Raw genomic sequence first — 18,470 nt, forward strand, 5'->3', positions numbered from 1 at the left:
CGGACGCCGTGGGCGCGGGCACGCCGCACCGCTCGTCGCTGAAGGGATGCGCTTCCCGCTGCCCGCCGGGACCGGTGCACGCATGTGTCACCGGACTTCCCAGCGGACGAAAGGAACCCGCATGTCCTCGACCCCGGCCCGGCGCCATCGCCTGGGCCTGACCCTCACCCTGCTGGCATTCGGCCAGCTCATCATCTCGCTCGACTACAACATCGTCTATGTGGCGCTGCCGGACATCGGGGGCGACCTCGGCTTCTCCGAGCAGAACCTGCAGTGGGTGATCAGCGCGTACGCGGTGGCGTACGGGGGCCTGCTGCTGCTCGGCGGACGCGCGTCCGACCTGTTCGGCCGCCGCCGGATGTTCGTGTTCGGCCTCGCGCTGTACGGACTGTCGTCGCTGGCCGGCGGGCTGGCGACGCATCCCGGCCTGCTGCTGGCCGCGCGCGCCGTCCAGGGGATCGGCGGGGCCTTCCTGTTCCCCGCGACGCTGTCGCTGGTCAGCACCACGTTCGCCGAGGGACGCGAGCGCAACCGGGCGATGGCCGTGTGGGCCACGGCCGGCGCCGGGGGCATGGTGCTCGGCTCGCTGCTCGGCGGCGTCCTGACCCAGGCGTTCGGCTGGGCCGCGGTGTTCTACGTCAACGTGCCGCTGGCGCTCGCCGGGATCCTGGCGGCGTTCCCGCTGATCGCGCCGGACGGGCCGCGCGGGACCGGCCGCTCGTTCGACCTTCCGGGCGCGCTCACCGCCACGGCGGGCACGACCCTGATCGTCTTCGCGCTCGTCCAGGGACCGGAGTCGGGCTGGAACGCGCCGCCCGTCGCCGTCGCCGTGGCGGCCGGCGCGGTGCTGCTGGCCGCGTTCGTGCTGATCGAACGGCGCGGCTCGGATCCGCTCATGCCGCTGCGCCTGTTCCGCAACCGCCACCTCAGCGCGGGCATCGCCACCACGTTCCTGTTCATGGCGACGTTCGGCACGCTGGTGTACTTCCTGATGGTCTACTTCCAGACCGTTCAGGGCTACAGCCCGCTGCGCACCGGCGTCGCCTACCTGGTGCCGATGGCGGCGGTGGTCGCCGGCTCCAACCTCGGCGGGCATCTGGCGACCCGGTTCGGGACGCGCGCGACGCTGGTGGCCGGGCTCTCGCTGGGCGTGGCCGGGACGGTCTGGCTGGGGTTCGCGATGGCGCCGCACGGCTCGTACGTCGCGCTGACGGCACCGATGCTGATCTTCAGCTTCGGGCAGGGCATCGTCTTCACCACGATGTTCGCCGCCGCCTCCACCGGTGTGCCGCCGCACGAGTACGGCGTCGCGTCCGGAATGGCCTCGACGGGCCTCCAGGTCGGCAGCGCCGTCGGCCTGGCGGTCCTGGTCGGCGTCGCCAACGCCGGGACCGGCGGACGCACCGGCGAGGCGCTGCGGGTCGCGGTCACGGACGGCCTGCGGGAGGCGGTGTTCGTGGCCGCCGTGGGCATCGCCGCGCTGATCCCGGTGGCGTTCGCCTTCGGTAAGGCGGACAAGGCGCCTTCCACGGACGGCTCGGCGGAGACCGCCGCCGTCCACGCCGGCTGACCCAGGGGTGGGGCGCCCGCGTGCGCTGGGCGCCCCACCCCTGCCGCCGATCTCGGACGTGGCGGTCAGCGGGCCGCCTTCACGAACTCCGCGAGCTCCTTGGCCATCGGTTCCGGCTCCCAGGTGTGGGCGGCTCCCGGCATCCGCTTCTGCGTCGCCCCGGGGATCGCGGCGACGATGGAGTCGGCGGCGGTGAGCATCACGGGGAACGTCTCCTCGCCCACCAGCACTTCGACCGGGACGCGGATGCCGGCGCAGAGTTCGGCGAGGGGAGCCGATTCGGCCCACGTGAGCGACTCGCCGTCCGGCCGCAGGCTCCCGGCCTGGGCGACGAGGTCGGGGAACTCCGGGGAGGCGCGCCACGCGTCGAGGAACTCCGGCGGTATGTCCTTCATGTAGTAGGTGAGCGCGCCCTCCAGGTCACCGGCGTCCAGGCGCCGGTCGACCTCCTCGGCCCACTCCCGCGCCCCGCCGTCCTGCGGGCCCAGCGGCGCCTCCCAGAGCACCAGCCCGTCGACGCCGAGCCCCCGGGCGGCCGCGGCGAGCGCGATGGAGCAGCCGGAGGAGTGCCCGCACAGCACCGCGCTGCCGCCAGCGGCCTCGATTAGGGCGGCGACGGCGTCGAGCTCCCGGTCCAGGTCGATCCGTCCCTCGACCTTGCTCTCGCCTCGGCCCAGCCGGTCGTACACGATCGTCGTGATGCCCTGCCGCGCGGCCGACTCGGCGGTCGTCGTGGTGTACGGGTCGATGGCCCGGTAGGGGCCCGCGCCGGCGATGAAGATCAGCGCGGGGCCCGACCCGCGCAGGTCATAGGCGACTCGGTCGCCGCGGGACGTCTTCAGCTGGTCACTCATGATCGGCATCTCCTCAGGTCGCGGATGTGCGCTCGACCGCGGCGCACCCGATTCCCGGGCCGCCACAAGGAGGACCAGCTGCCGGGGCGGAACTCATCGCTCCGCCAGTGGGTTTTTGCGCTTGGCAACACTCCCGAGGAGGGCTGCACCATTGTCCCGGCCGTCGATGTCCCGGCCGACGAGCAGATCACCGGACGGCCGGCCCGCACGTTCGTGTCACCGGACGGCCGGCCCGCATGTTCGCGGAGCGGGCCGCCGAGAATGCCGGCGCCTTCCGGTCCGGGTCCTGACCCGGAGGGGCGGCCGCGGCGGCGTCGATGGGCGGCGGCGCCGCGGCCGTGCACCCGGCTGGTCGATGGCGGTCAGGAGACGGTCACCGTGGTGTCGTCCAGGTAGTAGCTCTTGAAGATCGTGTACGTCGAGGCGATCATCACGGCCTGGGCGACGCAGATCCGCCCGCTGGAGTCCGGGGTCACCGTGGCCCGGTAGCTGTACTGGTACCAGCCCGGGCCTCCCTCATGCCCGGTGTACCCAAGGTCGGTGAAGCCCTGCCAGTTCCCGCCGACGGGCCCCTCGGGGTCGGTGACGCAGTCGGCTCCGCTGTAGGCCAGGGCGCGGTTCTTGCCGCCGGTGCCGCCGCCTGTCGTGTCCGGGCTCCACAGCCAGAACGAAAGGTCGAGCTGTACCGGGCTGGTGGTGCCGACCTGGAACTGTCGCTGGACGTACACCAGACCGCAGTCACTCACGCCGTTCGTCTGGAAATCGAGGCTGTGCGTACCGGTGCGGGCCTTGTCGGTGGAATGCACGATGGTCGAGTTGTGCCGGACCGGGCAGTCCTGTGTCCCGGTGGTCTCGTCTGTTTGGGCCACCCATCCCTCGAAGCCGCTTTCGTAGCCGAAGTCGTACGTCGCGGTCGTCGTCGCATCGGCGACAGCGGCGGTTCCCATCAGCAGGCCCACGGCGGCGGCTCCCGCGGTGATGAACGTTCTCAGGCTCATGTGTCCTCCCTCGAAAGGCGCACGGAGGACACCACTTCCGGGCCCCCGCAACAGGAGATCAGCTGTTACTGATCGTGCTGCCTCACGCTAGGAGCCAGGGGCGCGGCCGACGATCCAGCCAACGCGTCCATCTTCGGTAGAGGAGGCTGGACCGTGTTCCAATGCTCGGTGTCCACGATTCACCACATGGACTTCGAGACGGCTTCTGCCCGGCGTGCGCTATCGACGGCACGTCCTCCGCCGGTACTCGCTGACCTGGAGAAAGCCCGTCCGCTGGCTGGACGGGCCGAGAACGCGCTCTCAATCCTCCGTTGGGACGCCAACTTGTCCGCGGTGTGCCGCGTCTTACAGGAAAACAGATCCACTGTCAGGGGGCAGGATGGGAACTGTAAACAAGGCCCATGTCGGTATCCGCCGCGCGATCGGGATCGGTGCGCTCGGAGCGTCCATGGTGTTCATCGGGCAGATGGCGGCGTCGGCCGAGAACGCCTCGGCGCCCGCTGCGCCCTCGGAGCCGAGCTGGTGCCATCAGGACGACATGAGCGTGACGATCAAGCCGGGTGGCGCCGGAGCCGGACACCGGTACGCCGACCTGGTGCTCGCCAACGACTCGGACAACACCTGCAGCCTCCAGTCGTACGTTAGCCTGCGGCTGCTCGACGCCAAGGGGAAGCCGCTCCCGACCCGCGTCGTGCACCTTCCCGGGAAGCCGAAGCTGGTGACGCTGGAGCCGTTCGAGCGGGCCGTGACGCGGATGGACTGGAGCGTCGTCCCGACGGGCGACGAGCCCGTCGACCGTCCGTGCCAGCCCACCGCGGCGTCGCTGGACGTCGACCTTCCCCATTCCACGCCGGAGCCCGGCTGGAATGTGGTCGCGTGGAACTACGGCCCGGTCTGCAACAAGGGGACCATCAACATCTCGCCGATACTGGCGGGCTGAACCGGTCTTCCGAGTCCGCGAACTCGGCGGCTCCTCTAGAGCTAGAGCACATGCTGCAACGGCGCCACGGACGATGTCGTCCGTGGCGCCGTCGCGCGTGGTCTAGGCGCGGACGTCATGTCCCGGCCGTGACCGCGCGCCGTCAGCGCTTTGTCTGATCAATCCCCAGATTATATGTCTGAAGATGATTTCTCCATAAAAGGCGTTCGGGTTTAAGAATCTTGGCTGGCGGCTCGTCGTTTCTCCGTTCCAGGGCGTTATTCAAGGGTGACGTCGACGGCGCCCGAACGCGTGGTCGTTCCGCGTTGCCGCGTCGCGTGTTCCCCTCGGGTCGAGGACCTCGTGAGCGAGACGGTGGTGGACCTCTACGCGTCCAAGCCTTTCCAGGTGCTCTTGCAGGTCGCGAGGGAGACCGGGGAGCGGTCGGACATGGACGTCGTGCTGAAGTACGCGCGCAGGGCGGCGGTGACGCATGTCTTCCAGCTCCATCGCGTGAGGCTCAGGGAGGTCAGGATCGCCGATGCCGTGTCGCAGTCCGTCCGGCCCGATCTCCGGAGACTGGTCGAGTCGGACATCTCCTTCTTTGATCTGGTGGATCGGCTCCCGTTCGACCAGCAGCAGGTCGTTGTGGGGCATGCCTATCTCGGCTTGCGATTTGTCGATATCGCGAAAGCGACCGGCATTCCGGCGGGGACGGTCAAGAGCCGTTGGAAGGCGGCGAAAAAGCGGCTTGAAGCGATCCTCGCGCACGACAACGACGACGAAAGGTGCTCGCCATCGCCAGGGACGTGCTGGACATGCCGTCCACGGCCACGCCAACGGCGTCCCCTACCGGCGGCTCCACTTCGCCCCCGGCGACCGAGGCCGGACGGGACCCGCAGGAACGCAGGTCGAGCACCACCCCCACGCCGGAGCCTTCGCCATCGGAGGTGCCCATGGGGTGATCCGACCCGACACGGACGGGGCCGCACCCGGACCCGCGGCCCCGTCCGCCCTCAATAGGAAACTACACCGTATAGTTGAGCTATTGCACTGCCTGGTTTAGTTTGGACGGACGGCTAGCAGAGGAGCGGGAATGTCGTATCCAGAGGCCCGGTACGTGGGGGACGTCGGCGAGGTCAGCGCGGTCTATCGGCCGGCGGACACCGAACCGGAGTTGGTCTCGCCGCAGGGAACGCGGACGCACTACCTGGCGACCGGCAGGCCCGCCGGACGCGGAGCCGGGGCGGTGACGGACGGCGAGTTCGGGCTCTACCACGTCATCGACCTGGCGCCCGGGGCCGGGACGGGCACGCACTTCCACAAGACGATGTCCGAGTCGTTCTTCGTGACCGCGGGGACCCTGCGGCTGTTCGACGGCGAGCGCTGGATCGAGGGCACGAAGGGCGACTTCCTCTACGTCCCGGCGGGCGGCCTGCACTCCTTCTACAACGAGTCGGACGAGCCCGCGTCGTTCCTGATGCTGTTCGCTCCGGGAGCGCCTCGCGAGGGCTATTTCGAGGACGTCGGCAAGTTCGTCGGGCTTCCGGCCGAGGAGCGGGACAAGTTCTTCGTGGAGCACGACAGCTACTTCGTCGATCTCCGGCAGGGCCCCCGTCCCGGCGGATCCGAAACGCCGGAGAGCTAGACCGGGATCTCTTCCGGCGCGTCCTCGACCGCACGGCCGGACGGACGGCGACCGTGACGGCGCCGCTCCGTCAGCAGGACCACCGCGGCCAGCGCGGCCGGAACCGCCAGGTAGAGGCCGCAGGACAGCAGCACCACGCCGGTGAACAGCGTGGACGCCCGTGCGAGGGCGCGGCCGCGTCCCGGCAGGAGGCGGGTCGCCGACGCCATGCCGATGACGGTGACGGCGGCGAGGCAGGCCGCCGTGATCCGCATCAGCGGATCCAGGTCCAGTCCGCCCGGCAGGACGATGGCGGACAGGACGGCGGTCAGCGCCGCGAGCAGCGTCAGGCTCCGGCGCGGGACCTGCCCGGCGGCCGATCCGCGGGAGAGCCCGGCCGGGAGGGCGCCGTCGCGGGCGAGGGCGGCGCCGAGCCGGGAGCCGCCCGCGATGTAGGTGTTCATCGCGACGAAGCTGAGGACGAGGGCGGCCCCGGCGGTCACGGGACGGGCCGCGTCCGCGCCGATGCCGTCCGCGAGGAGCAGCGCCAGCGGCACGGGCGAGGACGCGGCCCGGTCGCCGAGGACCCCCGTCACCGTGATCGAGAGGCCGAGGTAGAGGACGCCGACGATGGCGAGGGTGAGCGCGGTGGCGCGGGGCAGGAGGCGGCGGGGGTCGGCGAAGTCCGCGGAGAGGTGGCTCGCGGCCTCCCAGCCGGCGAACGCGAAGAACAGCACCCCGGCCGCCTGGACGATGCCGGTGGGGCCGTGCGGCGCGAACGGGGTGAAGTTCCCCGCTCGGACGTGAGGAGAGGCGGCGGCGACGGCGATGACCAGCAGCGTCGTCAGCACGGCCACGAGGAACAGCTGGATCCGGCCCGACATCCGCACCCCGCCGTAGTTGGTGGCGAAGGCGCCGAGGAGCAGGACGAGGGCCACGCCCACGGTTCCGGGACGTCCGAGACCGGCGGCCGAGGCCACGTAGTCGCCGCCGATGAGCGCGCCCGCCAGCACGCCGACCGGGACGACCGCGAAGAAGCAGATGCCCGCGATCGTCGCGAGGCGCGGCCCGAACGCGCGGGCCGCGAACGTCGCGACGCCGCCCGCGTCGGGATGGCGCGCCCCGAGCGTGGCGAAGGTGAGGGCGACCGGCACGCTCAGGGCGAGCAGCGCCGCCCACGCGATGATCGAGGACGGTCCGGCCGCCGCCGCGGCGAGGTGGGGCAGGGCCAGGACGCCCGGGCCGAGGACGGCGCCCACGAACAGGGCCGTCCCCTGGCTCAGGCCGAGCCTGTGCGCGGTCGCTTTCCCCATGTCGCCCCCGGTCTCTCGCATGGTCAGCCAACTGATTAGAAAGTAGTCATATGGGCGGCTTGTAACGTGCCGGGATGAACGTTCGTTCGGAATCGGGGCGATAATCCGTCTGTGGACGAACTTGATACGGAGATCGTGCGGCTTCTCCAGGCAGATGCTCGGCAGTCCAACCGGGAGCTCGCCCGGACGCTCGGCATCGCGCCCTCGACCTGCCTCGAACGGGTCAGGGCGCTGACGCGGCGCGGCGTCATCCGCGGCTACCACGCGGAGATCAACATGGCGGCGCTGAACCGGGGCGTGCAGGCCCTGGTGTCCCTCCAGGTCCGCCCGCTCAGCCGGACGGTCATCAACACGTTCAAGGACTACGTGTCCGGCATGCCGGAGGTGATCGGCGTGTTCGTGGTCGCGGGCGGCGACGACCTGGTGCTGCACGTCGGGCTCCAGGACCTCGACCACCTGCACGCGTTCCTGCTGGACGGGCTGAGCAAGCGCAAGGAGATCGCCGGCTTCCGGACCTCGGTGATCTTCCAGCACGTCCACAACACCGTCCTGAGCCGGCTGGACGATCCGGACTGAGGTGCAACGCCCGCGCGCGCGCCGGGGTTCAAGGGGGGCGGCACGCCGACGGAGGCGTGCGCGTCTAGGAGAGGAACCCTATGGACCTGCAGCTCACCGGCCGCGTCGCCATCGTCACCGGAGCGTCGAAGGGGATCGGGCTGGCCATCACCAGGACGCTGCTGGACGAAGGCGCCCGCGTGGTGGCCGTCTCCCGCAAGTCCGGCGCGGAGCTGGACGAGCTCGCGGGGCCGAACCTGCTGCACGTATCGGCTGACCTGATGGACCCGTCCGCCCCGGCACTGGCGGTGGAGCGCGCGGTGGAGGCGTTCGGCGGGCTGGACATCCTGGTCAACAACGCGGGCGGCCCTCCGCCCGGCGCGGACCTGCCGCGCTTCGGCTTCATGACCCCGACGGACGACGACTGGCGCGCGATGTTCGAGTTCAACCTGTTCGCCGTCGTGCGGGCCATCCGGGCGGCGATCCCGCACCTGCTGAAGAGCGACGCGGCGTCGATCGTGAACATCTCCTCGGGGAACGGGCGGCATCCCGGGCCGGTGAACTTCGACTACAACGCGACGAAGGCGGCGCTGAACAACATGACCAAGGGCCTGTCGGAGGAGTACGCGCCGCAGGGCGTCCGCGTGAACACGGTGGCGCCGGGCCCGGTCCGCACCCCGTGGTGGACGGAGGAGGGCGGCGCGGCCGACATCCTCGCCGGGGTCACCGGCTCCGACCGCGACGCCGTGATGGACCGCGTCGCGCCGGAGATGATGGGCCTGTCCACCGGCCGCCTCGCCGAGCCGCAGGAGGTCGCGGACGTGGTGGCGCTGCTCGTCTCGCCCCGGTCCGCGAGCACGACGGGCGCGGAGTTCGCGGTCGACTCGGGCTTTCTCAAGGAGGTCTGACCACCCCCTCCTCAAGGAGGTCTGGCCAACCCCTCGCCCGTGCCGGAGCGTTCTGCCGCACCCGCACCCGCACCCGCACCCGCACCCGCTCCGGCACGGGCATCGCCATAAGCGAACGTGCTGGATTCAAGAAGATCTATCTCTTGGACTTCTCGATGTCTCCTCGCCAGGATGGGTGGTGAACGGCAAGGAGAACGACCAAGGGGGCACGATGAGCACGCACGAGACGCTGGCGGCGAGGGTCCGGGGGCCGGTCTTCGCGCCGGGCGACGAAGGCTACGACGACGAGCGGACCGGGTTCCAGACGAACGATCCGCACCGTCCCAGCGTGATCGTCGGCGCCGAGGACGCCGGGGACGTGCGGGCCGCCGTCGAGTACGCGGCGGAGAACAGGCTGCCCGTGGCCGTGCAGAACACCGGGCACGGGCTCCCGCTGGCCGCCGAGGGCGGCCTGCTGATCAGCACCCGCCGGATGACCGGCCTGCGCATCACCCCCGCCGCCGAGGCGGGCGAGGCGGGCACCCCCGCCGAGGCCGGCACCGCGTGGATCGAGGCGGGCGTGCGCTGGGGCCAGGTCGTCCCGGAGGCCGCGGCCCACGGGCTGGCGCCGCTGAGCGGATCGTCCCCGGGGGTGGGCGCGGTGTCGTACGTCCTCGGCGGCGGCGTCGGGCTGATGTCGCGTATGTACGGGAACGCGGCCGACCACGTCCGGTCCATCGACGTCGTGACCGCCGACGCGCGGCCGCGGCACGTGACGCCCGACAGCGACCCCGATCTGTTCTGGGCGCTGCTCGGGGGCCGCGCCAACTTCGGCGTGGTGACGAGCCTGGAGATCGGGCTGGTGCCGGTCACGCGGCTGTACGGCGGCGGCCTGTACTTCGACGCGGGCCTGATCGCCGGGGTGATGGAGACGTGGCGGACGTGGACGGCCGCGCTCCCGGACGAGATGACCTCGTCGATCGCGCTGATGCCGGTCCCCGCCCTCCCGGTGTTCCCCGAGCCGCTGCGCGGCCGTCACGTCGCCCACGTCCGGATCGCCTACGTCGGGGACGCGGCCGAGGGCGAACGGCTGATCGAACCGCTGCGCGCGGTCGGGCCCCGCCTGATCGACAATGTGCGGGACATGCCGTACACCGAGTCCGGCACGATCCACAACGAGCCGCCCGTCCCGATGGCCTACCACGCGACGAACTTCGCGCTGGACGATCTGGACGCCGGCACCGTCCAGGGCCTGCTCGACCTCGCCGGGCCCGGCGCACCCGACCGGGCCATCGTCGAGATCCGGCAGCTGGGCGGCGCGCTCGCCCAGGCGCCCGCCGTCCCGAACGCGGTCGGCAACCGGGACGCCGGATACCTGGTCGGCGTCCTGTCGAGGCTCGGCCCGGAGATCGACGCCGACGCGGTCCACGCCTTGCACGGACGGGCCGGTGACCTGCTGGACAAGAGATCCTCGGGCCGGCTCCTGAACTTCCTGTTCGGCGCCAACGCCACGTCCGAGCAGGTGCGCGCCTCCTACGACGCCGCCGCCTACCGGCGGCTGCGGGAGCTCAAGGCCGTCCACGACCCGTCCAACCTGTTCCGCCTGAACCACAACATCCCGCCCGCCACCTGACGAGGACGCGAGGCCCCGCAGCGGCGGCAGGGCAGGCCGGCGTCCCGGGCTCTCACGAGGGGAACCCCCGGACCGGGAGATTTCCGGTCCGGGGGTCCTTCGGGAGGGACCATGGGCTACTCCTTCTTGCGCGCGCGCGGCAGGAACAGGGCCGGGACGAGGGCCAGCGCCAGCAGCGCGAGAGCGAACAGGTAGGTGTGCTGGAAGGCGTCCGAGAGCGGCTGGGCGATCGCCGCGTGCGCCTGCGGGCTGAGCCTGTGCAGCGTCTGGAGCGTGCCGCCCCCGCCGTCCGGCACCACGTCGCTCATCAGCGCGGACAGGACGACCGACGCCAGCGCCATCCCGATCGCCGCGGACGTCGTGTTGATCAGGTTCACCGTCGTGCTCGCGGCGGGCGCCTGGTCGTGCGACATGCCGCGGGTCGCCGCCGTCATCGTCGGCATCATCGTCGCGCCGCCGCCCGCGCCCATCAGCAGCATCGCCCCGCACAGCCCCCAGTACGACGCGTCCGCGTCGAGTTGGACGCTGAACAGCGCGAACCCGGTGACCGACGTCGCGATCGACACCGGGACGAGCCGTCCGGGCGGCAGCCGGTCGGCCAGCCGTCCCGCGACCTGCATCGCGGTGCCCGAGCCCAGCGCGAACGGGATGCTGAGCAGCCCGGCGGCCGTCGCGCTCTCGCCCCGGACGACCTGCAAGTAGAGCGGGAGCAGCAGCATCGACCCGAAGTAGCCGAACGCGAACAGCAGCAGCGTCCCGGCGGCCGCGGCGAACGTCCGGTCGCGGAACGGCCCGAGGTCGATCAGCGGGTCGCGGGCCGTCAGCGCCCGCAGCACGAACGCGACGATCAGCACCGCGCCCGCCGCCAGCGGCACCAGCACCCCGGTCGCGGCGAAGTCGCCCCGCTCACCGCCCGTGGTCACGCCGTAGATGAGGGCGGCGAGGCCCGGGGACAGCATCAGCAGTCCGGGCACGTCCAGCGGACGGGCCTTCCCCGGCACGTCCGGCGGGAACAACCGGGCGGCGAGCGCCACCACCGCCACCGCGACCGGCACGTTGACGAAGAACATCCAGCGCCAGGACACCTCGTCGATCAGCCAGCCGCCCAGCACCGGCCCGGCCAGCGGGCCGACCAGGATCGCCAGCCCGAGCGTGCTCATCAGCCGCCCGAGCCGCTCCGGACCGGCCGCGCGCAGCAGGATGGTCATCCCGACGGGCATCACCATGCCGCCGCTGAACCCCTGCACGACGCGGAACACGATCAGCGACTCGACGTTCCAGGCGAGCCCGGCGAGCACCGAGCCCACCGCGAACGCGGTGATCGCGCCGAGGTACAGTCTGCGGGCGCCGTACCGGCCGACCGCCCACGCGGTGCTCGGGATGACGGCCCCGAGGGCCAGCGAGTACCCGGTCGCGACCCACTGGATGGTGGCGAGCGGCGCGTCGAAGTCCTGGGACAGCCGGTTGATGGCGACGTTGACGACGGTCGTGTCCAGCGTGATCATGATCGCGCCGAGCACCAGGACCAGCACGATCGTCATGGGATTGCGGGCCGCCTCGGACGCCGGTTCCGTCCGGGAGGCCGTCGTCACGGCGGTCACGCCGCGTACGGACGCGCGGACCTGGCGTCGCGGAGGGCGTGCCCCCACCAGGCGAGCTGGTCGAGCATGCCCGTGACGGCGCCGCCCGCACCCTCCGGATCGTCCGGCCGGCCGTCCTCGCCGAACCAGTTCCAGGGGCTGTGGAAGCTCACCGTGTCGCGGATGGTGACCGCGTGCAGCTCGGCGAAGACGCCCCGCAGGTGCTCGACGGACCGCAGCCCGCCGCCCAGCCCGCCGTACGACACGAACGAGACGGGCTTGGCGCGCCACTCGAAGAAGTGAGTATCGATCAAGTTCTTCAGCGTACCGGGGAAGCTGTGGTTGTACTCGCAGGTCACCACGGTGTACGCGTCCGCCGCCTTCAGCTTCGCGGTCACCTCGGCGAACCTCGCCGCGGTCTCGCCTGGCAGCGCCTTCCCCAGCGCGGCGGGCGGCGGCGCGTCCGCCACGTCGATGACGTCGACGACCATGTCGTCGCGCCCGCGGGCCTGCTCGGTGACCCACGTCCCGACCGTAGGTCCGAAACGTCCCTCACGTGTGCTCGCGATGATGACGGCGACGCGGAGCGGTTGCCCGTTCATGTCCATCTCCTCAATGCCTGTGCGGATCAACGGGATCGGGAGGCCCGTTCGGGCCCTCCGCTGACCACTGTGAAACCTCATCATTAGTTGAGGTCAACCCCTGGACGGATGTTTCCTCGCAGTCGTAGGCGATCGGCGCGCTCTTCGCCGCTCGCGGCTATGAGGGCACCTCGGTAGACGACCTGGTCACTGCCACCGGGGCAGTCTGTACAAGGTGTTCGGCTCCAAGCGGAGCCTGCATCTGACAGCCCTGCGTGATCACCTCGACCGCGAGATCGGCCCGGCCGCCGCCGTCGCCGCCCTCACCGACCCCGCGCAGGCCCTGACCGCGGCCATCGCCTCGTACGACAACGGCCCCGCCGCCGGCCTCCTCCTCATGGCCGCCGCGGAACGGGCCCCCACGACCCGGAGGTCGCCGCGCTGGTCGCGGAAGCCATCACCGCCCTGGAAGACGCCCTACGGCCCTCCCACGGCGAGTCCGCCCCTCACATCGCCTCCACCGTTCTCGGTGCCCGCCTGCGCCTGTGCGCCCAGGCCGACACATCCAAGGAGCACTGACATGGCCCGGATCTCCATCGATCGCGAGCACGGCCTCCTGGCCGCCGAATTCCAGGGCCTCGACAAGCTCTGGACTCTCAAGAGCCGCCTGGAAGTCCCCCCCGCCCACGTGCGCGGCGCCACCCACGACCCCGGCTTCGCCCGCGAGCCGAAGGGCCTGCGCGTCGGCGGCACCCATCTCCCCGGAGTGATCACCGCCGACCGCTTCCGCCTCGCCGACGCCGAGACCTACGACCGCCTCGTCATCGAGGTCGATGACCCTCGTGCCGCTGTCGCCCTCATCGAGCAATCCATCCCCCGCGCCTGATATGTGACTGCCGCCCATCCGGCGTCCCGGCCAGCGGTCGTGCGGACGGCCCACGTCCAGGACGATCGCAGGCGGCACACCCACGTCGCGGCGTACTCCCGCGCCGCTAGGACGCGCTCCCCTCACCCCCGGTCGCGGGCTCGTAGCGGAGGAGGACGACCCCGTTCCCGAAGGTCCGCGACTCGGTGAGCCGAAGACCGAGCCTGCCGTCCGACTCCGGGAACAGCGCCCTTCCCCGTCCGATGACGACCGGATGAACGTAGACGCGGTACTCATCGATCAGGCCGTGCCGCATGAACGTCGCGGCCAGATCGGCGCCGCCGACCACCATGTCGCCGCCCGGCTGCGCCTTGAGCGCAAGGACGTCCTCCACGACGACATCCCGCACGATCGTGGCGTTCGGGCCGACCTGTTCCAGGGTTCTCGAGTACACGATCTTCGGCATGTCGCGCCAGATGCCGGCGAACTCCACCATGGGCGCGGTACTCGCCGGATCGGTGTCGGCCGCCGGCCAGAACTCCTCCATCAGCTCATAGGTGACGCGCCCCTCCAGGAAGGCGCTCATCCCCTTGAGCCACTCGTTGAAGTGGCCATGCAGCTCGTCATCGACCACGTGCCAGTCGATCTCGCGGTCCGGCCCCTCGAAGAACCCGTCCAGCGACACCGACATCGACAAGATGATCTTCCTCATCGCTTCCCTCCCGCCCGCCTCCTCGCAAGGATGCCCTGTCCCTCCGACACAACGACTCCATACGGATCTCGGCGGGCTCCACCCGGCATCTGAGTAGGTATGGCAGCGGAACATGAGTCAGACCACCCTGCTCTCCGGCGGCGCGTTGGGCGATCGTTCCGATGAGCCCGCCGACCGCAAGGAGAAGCTTGTGATGACCCATCAGGGCGGAGACCCGCGGAGCCGGACGATGCCGCGTCCGGGACGTGGTGATCATGTGGCCCCGGTGACCGTGCTCGCCCTCACCGTGGTGACACTGCTGAGCATCCCACTGGGGCTGGCCAATCTGGCGCTGGCCCTCTTGGCGATCACCGGGCCGGACTGCGCCGAAGTCTCCTGCCAGGGCGACGGCGCCACCGCCCTCGGTTTCCTCATCACCGCACCCATCGGCCTGATCGCCTCGCTGGCCGCCTGGTTCGCCGCACGGCCCTCCCGGTCCGAGGTGCGTTACGCCCTGATCACCGTGGCGCTCGCCGCCCCCCTCCTGCTGGACGCCTTCCTCTTCGCGCAAGCACCCGACTGGTTCTGGTGAAATCAACCCACAACCTGGCGAGATCGTGGCAGGGCATCAGCGGTTCACCGGTCGAGGAGATGAACCATGGCACGCCGCCCACGCCCGGCTTCACCCAGACGCTCTCGCCGACCCCCGGCAGCCCAACCGCAACCACCCGCAACAGCGCGGGCTCCTCCCGGTAGCGCGGGGACGCAACCCACCCGGCGGCGGCCAGCACATCAGCGAGAGCGTCCAGATGATCGACCGCAGTCACCGGCAAGGCGGCGCGGCGGCCGGGGACGCCGACGTCGCCCCCGGCCGCCGCGCCAGGGCGCAGGACCTCCGCCTGCCCGGCCGTGGAATGACGAGCGAGCCGTCCCGCGAGGAACACCCGCGCACGGCAGACCACCACGCGCAACGCCGCCCCCGGCCTGAGAGGACGAGGCACCTAGATCGTCGCCCGCCGCAGATACCAGTCGACCGTGACCGCCGGCGCCTCCATGCTGGGCGCCTCCACCAAGCGCGGCCCGTACCGCGACGGCACCAGGGCCCACCACATTTTGGTGGCCTCTCCCCACCAGGTGATGATCCCGGCAGGGATCACCGCAGGCACGTCCCGGACCGGCGCCACGGCGTCCACCAGCCGGTTCATGACCGCTCCCGAAAGGACGCCAGGACGGCGTCGACGCGGCCAGCAGATCCTCGATCGGCCCGATCACCCGGCCGCCCGCCAACCAGCGGAACAACCCCAACCGGCAGGTCAGCATCTGCGTGCGCCCTCCCGGACCCGTCGCGGTCAGCGTCGTGTCATAGGCCGTGGCCGTGATCCCGCACTTGCGCAACTCCACCGCCAGATCCCGCAACGCCAGCCGGGCATCCACCCCGGCCGCCTCATGCAGCAACTCACGCAACAACCCCGCCTCATCCGCCCGGACGCCCAGAAACCCACCGTGTCCAGGCGGAACCAACCGCGAGGCACACCACCCCAGCCCGTCCTTCACCTCCACCACCCAGCCAGGAACTCCTCGACCAGGCCGCGCCACGCCTCCGGCCCGCTCACCCGCCTCGGCCTCGGCGACTTCACGCAACTTGGCGCGCAGCCCCTCGGCGGTATCGGCCTGAAGCTCGGTTGCCACATGCACGCCGAGCAGGGGCCTGTCGAGCCGGGCACGCCGGGAAGTCCGCGTCGCCCACCAGCGACCGGTGTCAGTGGTGTGGATGATGCTCCAAGAGGGGAACTCCTCCCGCAGCGCAACCTTCGCTTCCTTTGTGTCATGGGTCACAAGTGTCATTGACTCGCACGTTTGCGTGACGTTCTAGTGACGCAGCGTCCTACACCCCAGGCCGCGACCGGCCACGCTTGGACACCGCGTCCTGCCTAGACCAGATCCGGTTCCGCCGATCTAGGACGCCGTGTCCTAATCGAGGCCCACCTCGTGGGCAAGGGCCCGGATGCGGAGGGTTGGTCGGGTTGTCACCTGGCGGACCTCTTCCACAAGGCTCTGCGCAAGAGTCTGATGGCGGAACCACTGCGGCGCCATGGCGTGCGCATCGGCGAGCCGCGCTTCAGCGGCTTGTGGCTGCCGGGCGTCCACATGCGCTTGGGCGACGTCAAGCAGGTGCCGACCCCGGGAGATGCCGTGCAGCCCGCTGAGCTGGACGCCGCGCGCCGCTTCCAACGCGCGGCCGGGTTCCCGGAGCGTCGCCCACGCGTACACGCTCTGCATGTGCACGATGTGGGACCCGAACCAGGCTTCGTAGTGCTCGACGCGACGGGTGCCGATCGCGGCGGAGGCTGCTCGGGCCGGGGCCAGATACTCTTCCGGATCCTTGCCGGCAGCGACACGAGGGGCCAGCGCGTTCAGCAGCAGCCCACCCCAGACGGCGAGACGGATCGGTGGGGCATTGAACGACGGCTCCATGGAGACGGCGGCGCTCGCTGCGACCCGTTCGGCCTCGGAGAGCCGGGCCTGACGGTGCAGGGCCCACGCATAGGTGCCCTGCACTGCCGCGTGCTGCAGATCGTCGTCGCCCTCGTATGCGGCGGCGATGGCGCGCTCGGCGGCGACGGCCGCGAGGTCGGCCTTGCCCAGGTGATTGAGCAGGCAGGCGGCCAACTGGTAGGCGCGGGAGAGCGGTACAGTCGCGCGGGACCCCACGGACCGCTGAGCTAGGCGCGCTTCGGCGATCAAGCCGGGAACGGCTGCCGTGAGCGCGGTGAGGCCACCGTCCCAGTACATCTTCCAGCCGCGCGCCACCGCGGCGCCGTCCCGCCCACCGACCCGCTCGCGCTGTCCGGTCAGTTCGCCCAAGTCCACGTCGAGCGCGTTCGCCAGCCGCATCAGCGTGGTGGTCCGCTCGCCTTGCCGTCGTCCCTGCTCCAGCTTGGAAACAGTGTCCCTGGAGAGCCCTGCCTTCTCGGCCAGGCCCTCCTGAGTGAGACCACGCTCGTGACGGATGCGCTTGAGGGTGATTCCTATCGTGCTTGCGTCAGGCACGGGCCCAGCACCTCCTGAGACGAAGACACTCTCAGGTTAGGTCGCAGGGCTCTCGCGCGTCAGGGCCTCGGAATTCAGGGCTGACGCCCATCCAGAGGCGAACGCTCTTGGGGCGGTCGGTGTGCTGCCTCGGGGGAGTGATGGGGTGGGAACAATGCGTGGGGTCGGGTCGTTACATGTAGTGGTCGGTGTGCCTGGTGTCCCCGGGCCTCACCTTTTGCCTTCGCGGAATACCGTTCGGCTGGAGCCGCGTTGTGCCACTCGCCGAGAGGCGACCCCACACACCGGCCGCATGCAGGACGAGGCCCCGGCACTTGCTGTCGGGGCCTTCGTGCTGTCCGGCGGTAAATCGGTGGACAGGGTGCCGGGGTGATCGGTGGGATCTAGGGGCTGGAGCCCCTACGGCGGGAGACGCCCGATGTCGGAGCCGCGTCCTGGTGAAGTGTTCACCGATATGGGTCTGGTGCGTCGGCTGCTGGCGGCGCAGTTTCCGGAGTGGGCGGGGTTGCCCATCGCGCCGGTCGCGTCGTCCGGGATGGACAATGCGACGTATCGGCTGGGTGAGGACCTGTCGGTGCGGCTGCCCCGGTTTTCGAGGTGGGTCGGGCAGGTGGAGCGGGAGCATCGGTGGTTGCCGCGGTTGGCGCCGCATCTGCCGCTTCCCATTCCCGTGCCGCTGGCGAGGGGGGCGCCCGGCGAGGGGTATCCGTTCCCCTGGTCCGTCTACCGGTGGCTGGACGGGGAGCGTGCGACGCCGGAGCGGGTCGCCGATCCGGTCGCGGCGGCGATGGACTTGGCCGGGTTCGTTGCCGCGCTGCAAGAGATCGATGCCGGTGGTGGCCCGCCGCCTGAGTGGAGCAACGCGTTCCGGGGCGTGCCCATGGGGGATCCGGCCGACTCGCTGGCCGTGGAGGGGCGGGTCCGTCCCGCGATCGCGGCTCTGGAGGGCGTGCTGGACGGGGCGGCGGTGACGGCCGTGTGGGAGGCGGCGCTGGACGCGCCGGCGTGGGACGGTCCGGCCGTGTGGATTCACGGGGACCTCGACACCGGCAACCTGCTGGCCTCGGACGGACGGCTCAGCGCCGTCATCGACTTCGGCACCCTGGCCGTGGGTGATCCGGCGGTCGACTTGCTCGCCGCGTGGACCCTCCTGCCCGCCGGGACGGCCCGGGACGCGTACCGGACGGCGCTCGGTGTGGACGAGGCGACCTGGGCGCGGGGACGGGGATGGGGGCTCGCCGCGATGCTCCCCCGGGCGGCTTCGGACGCCTGGGCCCGGACGCGGATCGGGGAGATGATCGACGATCATCGGCGTGGCTAGGGGGTTCGGTCGGGGGGTGGGAGCC

The 18,470-nt window shown here is 71.0% G+C and carries 19 protein-coding genes; 10 read left to right on the forward strand and 9 right to left on the reverse strand.

Annotated features, from left to right (window positions below):
• Nucleotides 1–121 precede the first annotated feature (121 nt).
• Complete coding sequence (locus E1298_RS09475; RefSeq protein ID WP_131891257.1) at nt 122–1,570, forward strand: MFS transporter; 1,449 nt, start codon at nt 122–124, stop codon at nt 1,568–1,570.
• A gap of 65 nt (nt 1,571–1,635) precedes the next feature.
• On the opposite strand, the gene E1298_RS09480 is transcribed toward E1298_RS09475, so the two are convergent.
• Nucleotides 1,636–2,424, reverse strand: coding sequence for an alpha/beta fold hydrolase (locus E1298_RS09480; RefSeq protein ID WP_131891260.1), 789 nt, complete (start codon nt 2,422–2,424; stop codon nt 1,636–1,638).
• A 362-nt stretch (nt 2,425–2,786) separates the two neighbouring features.
• Nucleotides 2,787–3,422 (reverse strand): hypothetical protein, encoded by a 636-nt coding sequence (locus tag E1298_RS09485; protein ID WP_131891263.1) that lies wholly within the window; start codon nt 3,420–3,422, stop codon nt 2,787–2,789.
• A 379-nt stretch (nt 3,423–3,801) separates the two neighbouring features.
• Between E1298_RS09485 and E1298_RS09495 the strand changes: the two genes are divergently transcribed.
• The gene (locus E1298_RS09495; RefSeq protein ID WP_131891266.1) at nt 3,802–4,362 is read left to right on the forward strand and encodes a DUF4232 domain-containing protein; all 561 of its coding nucleotides are present in this window, start codon (nt 3,802–3,804) and stop codon (nt 4,360–4,362) included.
• 365 nt (nt 4,363–4,727) lie between these two features.
• On the opposite strand, the gene E1298_RS50245 is transcribed toward E1298_RS09495, so the two are convergent.
• On the reverse strand, nt 4,728–4,937 hold the full coding sequence (locus tag E1298_RS50245) for a hypothetical protein (RefSeq protein ID WP_243725478.1): 210 nt from the start codon (nt 4,935–4,937) through the stop codon (nt 4,728–4,730).
• A gap of 16 nt (nt 4,938–4,953) precedes the next feature.
• Here E1298_RS50245 and E1298_RS51780 point away from each other — a divergent pair, with 16 nt between their 5' ends.
• Both E1298_RS51780 and E1298_RS09505 read left to right on the forward strand, forming a co-directional pair.
• Entirely contained in the window at nt 4,954–5,364 is a 411-nt protein-coding gene (locus tag E1298_RS51780; RefSeq protein ID WP_424923088.1) for an RNA polymerase sigma factor, read from the forward strand.
• A 73-nt stretch (nt 5,365–5,437) separates the two neighbouring features.
• Complete coding sequence (locus E1298_RS09505; protein WP_131891272.1) at nt 5,438–5,989, forward strand: cupin domain-containing protein; 552 nt, start codon at nt 5,438–5,440, stop codon at nt 5,987–5,989.
• Here E1298_RS09505 and E1298_RS09510 read toward each other — a convergent pair.
• Complete coding sequence (locus tag E1298_RS09510) at nt 5,986–7,302, reverse strand: APC family permease (protein WP_207944526.1); 1,317 nt, start codon at nt 7,300–7,302, stop codon at nt 5,986–5,988. The genes E1298_RS09505 and E1298_RS09510 overlap by 4 nt on opposite strands.
• A gap of 90 nt (nt 7,303–7,392) precedes the next feature.
• Here E1298_RS09510 and E1298_RS09515 point away from each other — a divergent pair, with 90 nt between their 5' ends.
• The 3 genes from E1298_RS09515 (at nt 7,393) to E1298_RS09530 (ending at nt 10,356) form a co-directional block, all read left to right on the forward strand.
• Complete coding sequence (locus tag E1298_RS09515; RefSeq protein WP_131891278.1) at nt 7,393–7,857, forward strand: Lrp/AsnC family transcriptional regulator; 465 nt, start codon at nt 7,393–7,395, stop codon at nt 7,855–7,857.
• An 80-nt stretch (nt 7,858–7,937) separates the two neighbouring features.
• Nucleotides 7,938–8,744: an SDR family NAD(P)-dependent oxidoreductase gene (locus E1298_RS09520; RefSeq protein WP_131891281.1), complete on the forward strand. Its 807-nt coding sequence runs from the start codon at nt 7,938–7,940 to the stop codon at nt 8,742–8,744.
• A 211-nt stretch (nt 8,745–8,955) separates the two neighbouring features.
• Nucleotides 8,956–10,356, forward strand: a complete 1,401-nt coding sequence (locus E1298_RS09530) for an FAD-binding oxidoreductase (RefSeq protein ID WP_131891284.1) — start codon at nt 8,956–8,958, stop codon at nt 10,354–10,356.
• Between the two features lie 116 nt (nt 10,357–10,472).
• On the opposite strand, the gene E1298_RS09535 is transcribed toward E1298_RS09530, so the two are convergent.
• Both E1298_RS09535 and E1298_RS09540 read right to left on the reverse strand, forming a co-directional pair.
• A complete protein-coding gene (locus tag E1298_RS09535; protein WP_243725479.1) occupies nt 10,473–11,957 on the reverse strand; it encodes a DHA2 family efflux MFS transporter permease subunit in 1,485 nt (494 codons plus the stop codon).
• Nucleotides 11,954–12,538, reverse strand: coding sequence for an NADPH-dependent FMN reductase (locus tag E1298_RS09540; protein WP_131891287.1), 585 nt, complete (start codon nt 12,536–12,538; stop codon nt 11,954–11,956). Before E1298_RS09540 ends, E1298_RS09535 begins: the two co-directional genes overlap by 4 nt.
• Nucleotides 12,539–12,752: 214 nt before the next feature.
• On the opposite strand from E1298_RS09540, the gene E1298_RS49365 reads away from it, so the two are divergent.
• Nucleotides 12,753–13,403 (forward strand): hypothetical protein, encoded by a 651-nt coding sequence (locus E1298_RS49365; protein WP_207944527.1) that lies wholly within the window; start codon nt 12,753–12,755, stop codon nt 13,401–13,403.
• Between the two features lie 106 nt (nt 13,404–13,509).
• Here the strand turns inward: E1298_RS49365 and E1298_RS09555 are convergent, their stop codons facing one another.
• Nucleotides 13,510–14,094 carry a dihydrofolate reductase family protein gene (locus tag E1298_RS09555; RefSeq protein WP_131891293.1) on the reverse strand — a complete coding sequence of 195 codons (585 nt, stop codon included), beginning with the start codon at nt 14,092–14,094 and terminating at the stop codon, nt 13,510–13,512.
• A 112-nt stretch (nt 14,095–14,206) separates the two neighbouring features.
• Here E1298_RS09555 and E1298_RS09560 point away from each other — a divergent pair, with 112 nt between their 5' ends.
• Complete coding sequence (locus E1298_RS09560; protein WP_131891296.1) at nt 14,207–14,665, forward strand: hypothetical protein; 459 nt, start codon at nt 14,207–14,209, stop codon at nt 14,663–14,665.
• 409 nt (nt 14,666–15,074) lie between these two features.
• On the opposite strand, the gene E1298_RS09565 is transcribed toward E1298_RS09560, so the two are convergent.
• A complete protein-coding gene (locus E1298_RS09565) occupies nt 15,075–15,278 on the reverse strand; it encodes a hypothetical protein (protein ID WP_131891299.1) in 204 nt (67 codons plus the stop codon).
• Between the two features lie 766 nt (nt 15,279–16,044).
• On the reverse strand, nt 16,045–17,124 hold the full coding sequence (locus E1298_RS09570) for a helix-turn-helix domain-containing protein (protein WP_131891302.1): 1,080 nt from the start codon (nt 17,122–17,124) through the stop codon (nt 16,045–16,047).
• Between the two features lie 454 nt (nt 17,125–17,578).
• Between E1298_RS09570 and E1298_RS09575 the strand changes: the two genes are divergently transcribed.
• Nucleotides 17,579–18,445, forward strand: a complete 867-nt coding sequence (locus E1298_RS09575) for an aminoglycoside phosphotransferase family protein (protein ID WP_243725480.1) — start codon at nt 17,579–17,581, stop codon at nt 18,443–18,445.
• Nucleotides 18,446–18,470 lie beyond the last annotated feature (25 nt).

The sequence above is a fragment of the Actinomadura rubrisoli genome (assembly GCF_004349215.1).
Taxonomy (GTDB): Bacteria; Actinomycetota; Actinomycetes; order Streptosporangiales; family Streptosporangiaceae; genus Spirillospora; species Spirillospora rubrisoli.

Bases quoted from the DNA above. Each gene is read 5' to 3' on its own strand.
- E1298_RS09475 (WP_131891257.1), top strand. From the start codon at position 122: ATGTCCTCGACCCCGGCCCGGCGCCATCGCCTGGGCCTGACCCTCACC.
- E1298_RS09480 (WP_131891260.1), bottom strand. From the start codon at position 2,424: ATGAGTGACCAGCTGAAGACGTCCCGCGGCGACCGAGTCGCCTATGAC.
- E1298_RS09485 (WP_131891263.1), bottom strand. From the start codon at position 3,422: ATGAGCCTGAGAACGTTCATCACCGCGGGAGCCGCCGCCGTGGGCCTG.
- E1298_RS09495 (WP_131891266.1), top strand. From the start codon at position 3,802: ATGGGAACTGTAAACAAGGCCCATGTCGGTATCCGCCGCGCGATCGGG.
- E1298_RS50245 (WP_243725478.1), bottom strand. From the start codon at position 4,937: ATGTCCGACTCGACCAGTCTCCGGAGATCGGGCCGGACGGACTGCGAC.
- E1298_RS09505 (WP_131891272.1), top strand. From the start codon at position 5,438: ATGTCGTATCCAGAGGCCCGGTACGTGGGGGACGTCGGCGAGGTCAGC.
- E1298_RS09510 (WP_207944526.1), bottom strand. From the start codon at position 7,302: ATGCGAGAGACCGGGGGCGACATGGGGAAAGCGACCGCGCACAGGCTC.
- E1298_RS09520 (WP_131891281.1), top strand. From the start codon at position 7,938: ATGGACCTGCAGCTCACCGGCCGCGTCGCCATCGTCACCGGAGCGTCG.
- E1298_RS09530 (WP_131891284.1), top strand. From the start codon at position 8,956: ATGAGCACGCACGAGACGCTGGCGGCGAGGGTCCGGGGGCCGGTCTTC.
- E1298_RS09540 (WP_131891287.1), bottom strand. From the start codon at position 12,538: ATGAACGGGCAACCGCTCCGCGTCGCCGTCATCATCGCGAGCACACGT.
- E1298_RS09555 (WP_131891293.1), bottom strand. From the start codon at position 14,094: ATGAGGAAGATCATCTTGTCGATGTCGGTGTCGCTGGACGGGTTCTTC.
- E1298_RS09560 (WP_131891296.1), top strand. From the start codon at position 14,207: ATGAGTCAGACCACCCTGCTCTCCGGCGGCGCGTTGGGCGATCGTTCC.
- E1298_RS09565 (WP_131891299.1), bottom strand. From the start codon at position 15,278: ATGAACCGGCTGGTGGACGCCGTGGCGCCGGTCCGGGACGTGCCTGCG.
- E1298_RS09575 (WP_243725480.1), top strand. From the start codon at position 17,579: ATGGGTCTGGTGCGTCGGCTGCTGGCGGCGCAGTTTCCGGAGTGGGCG.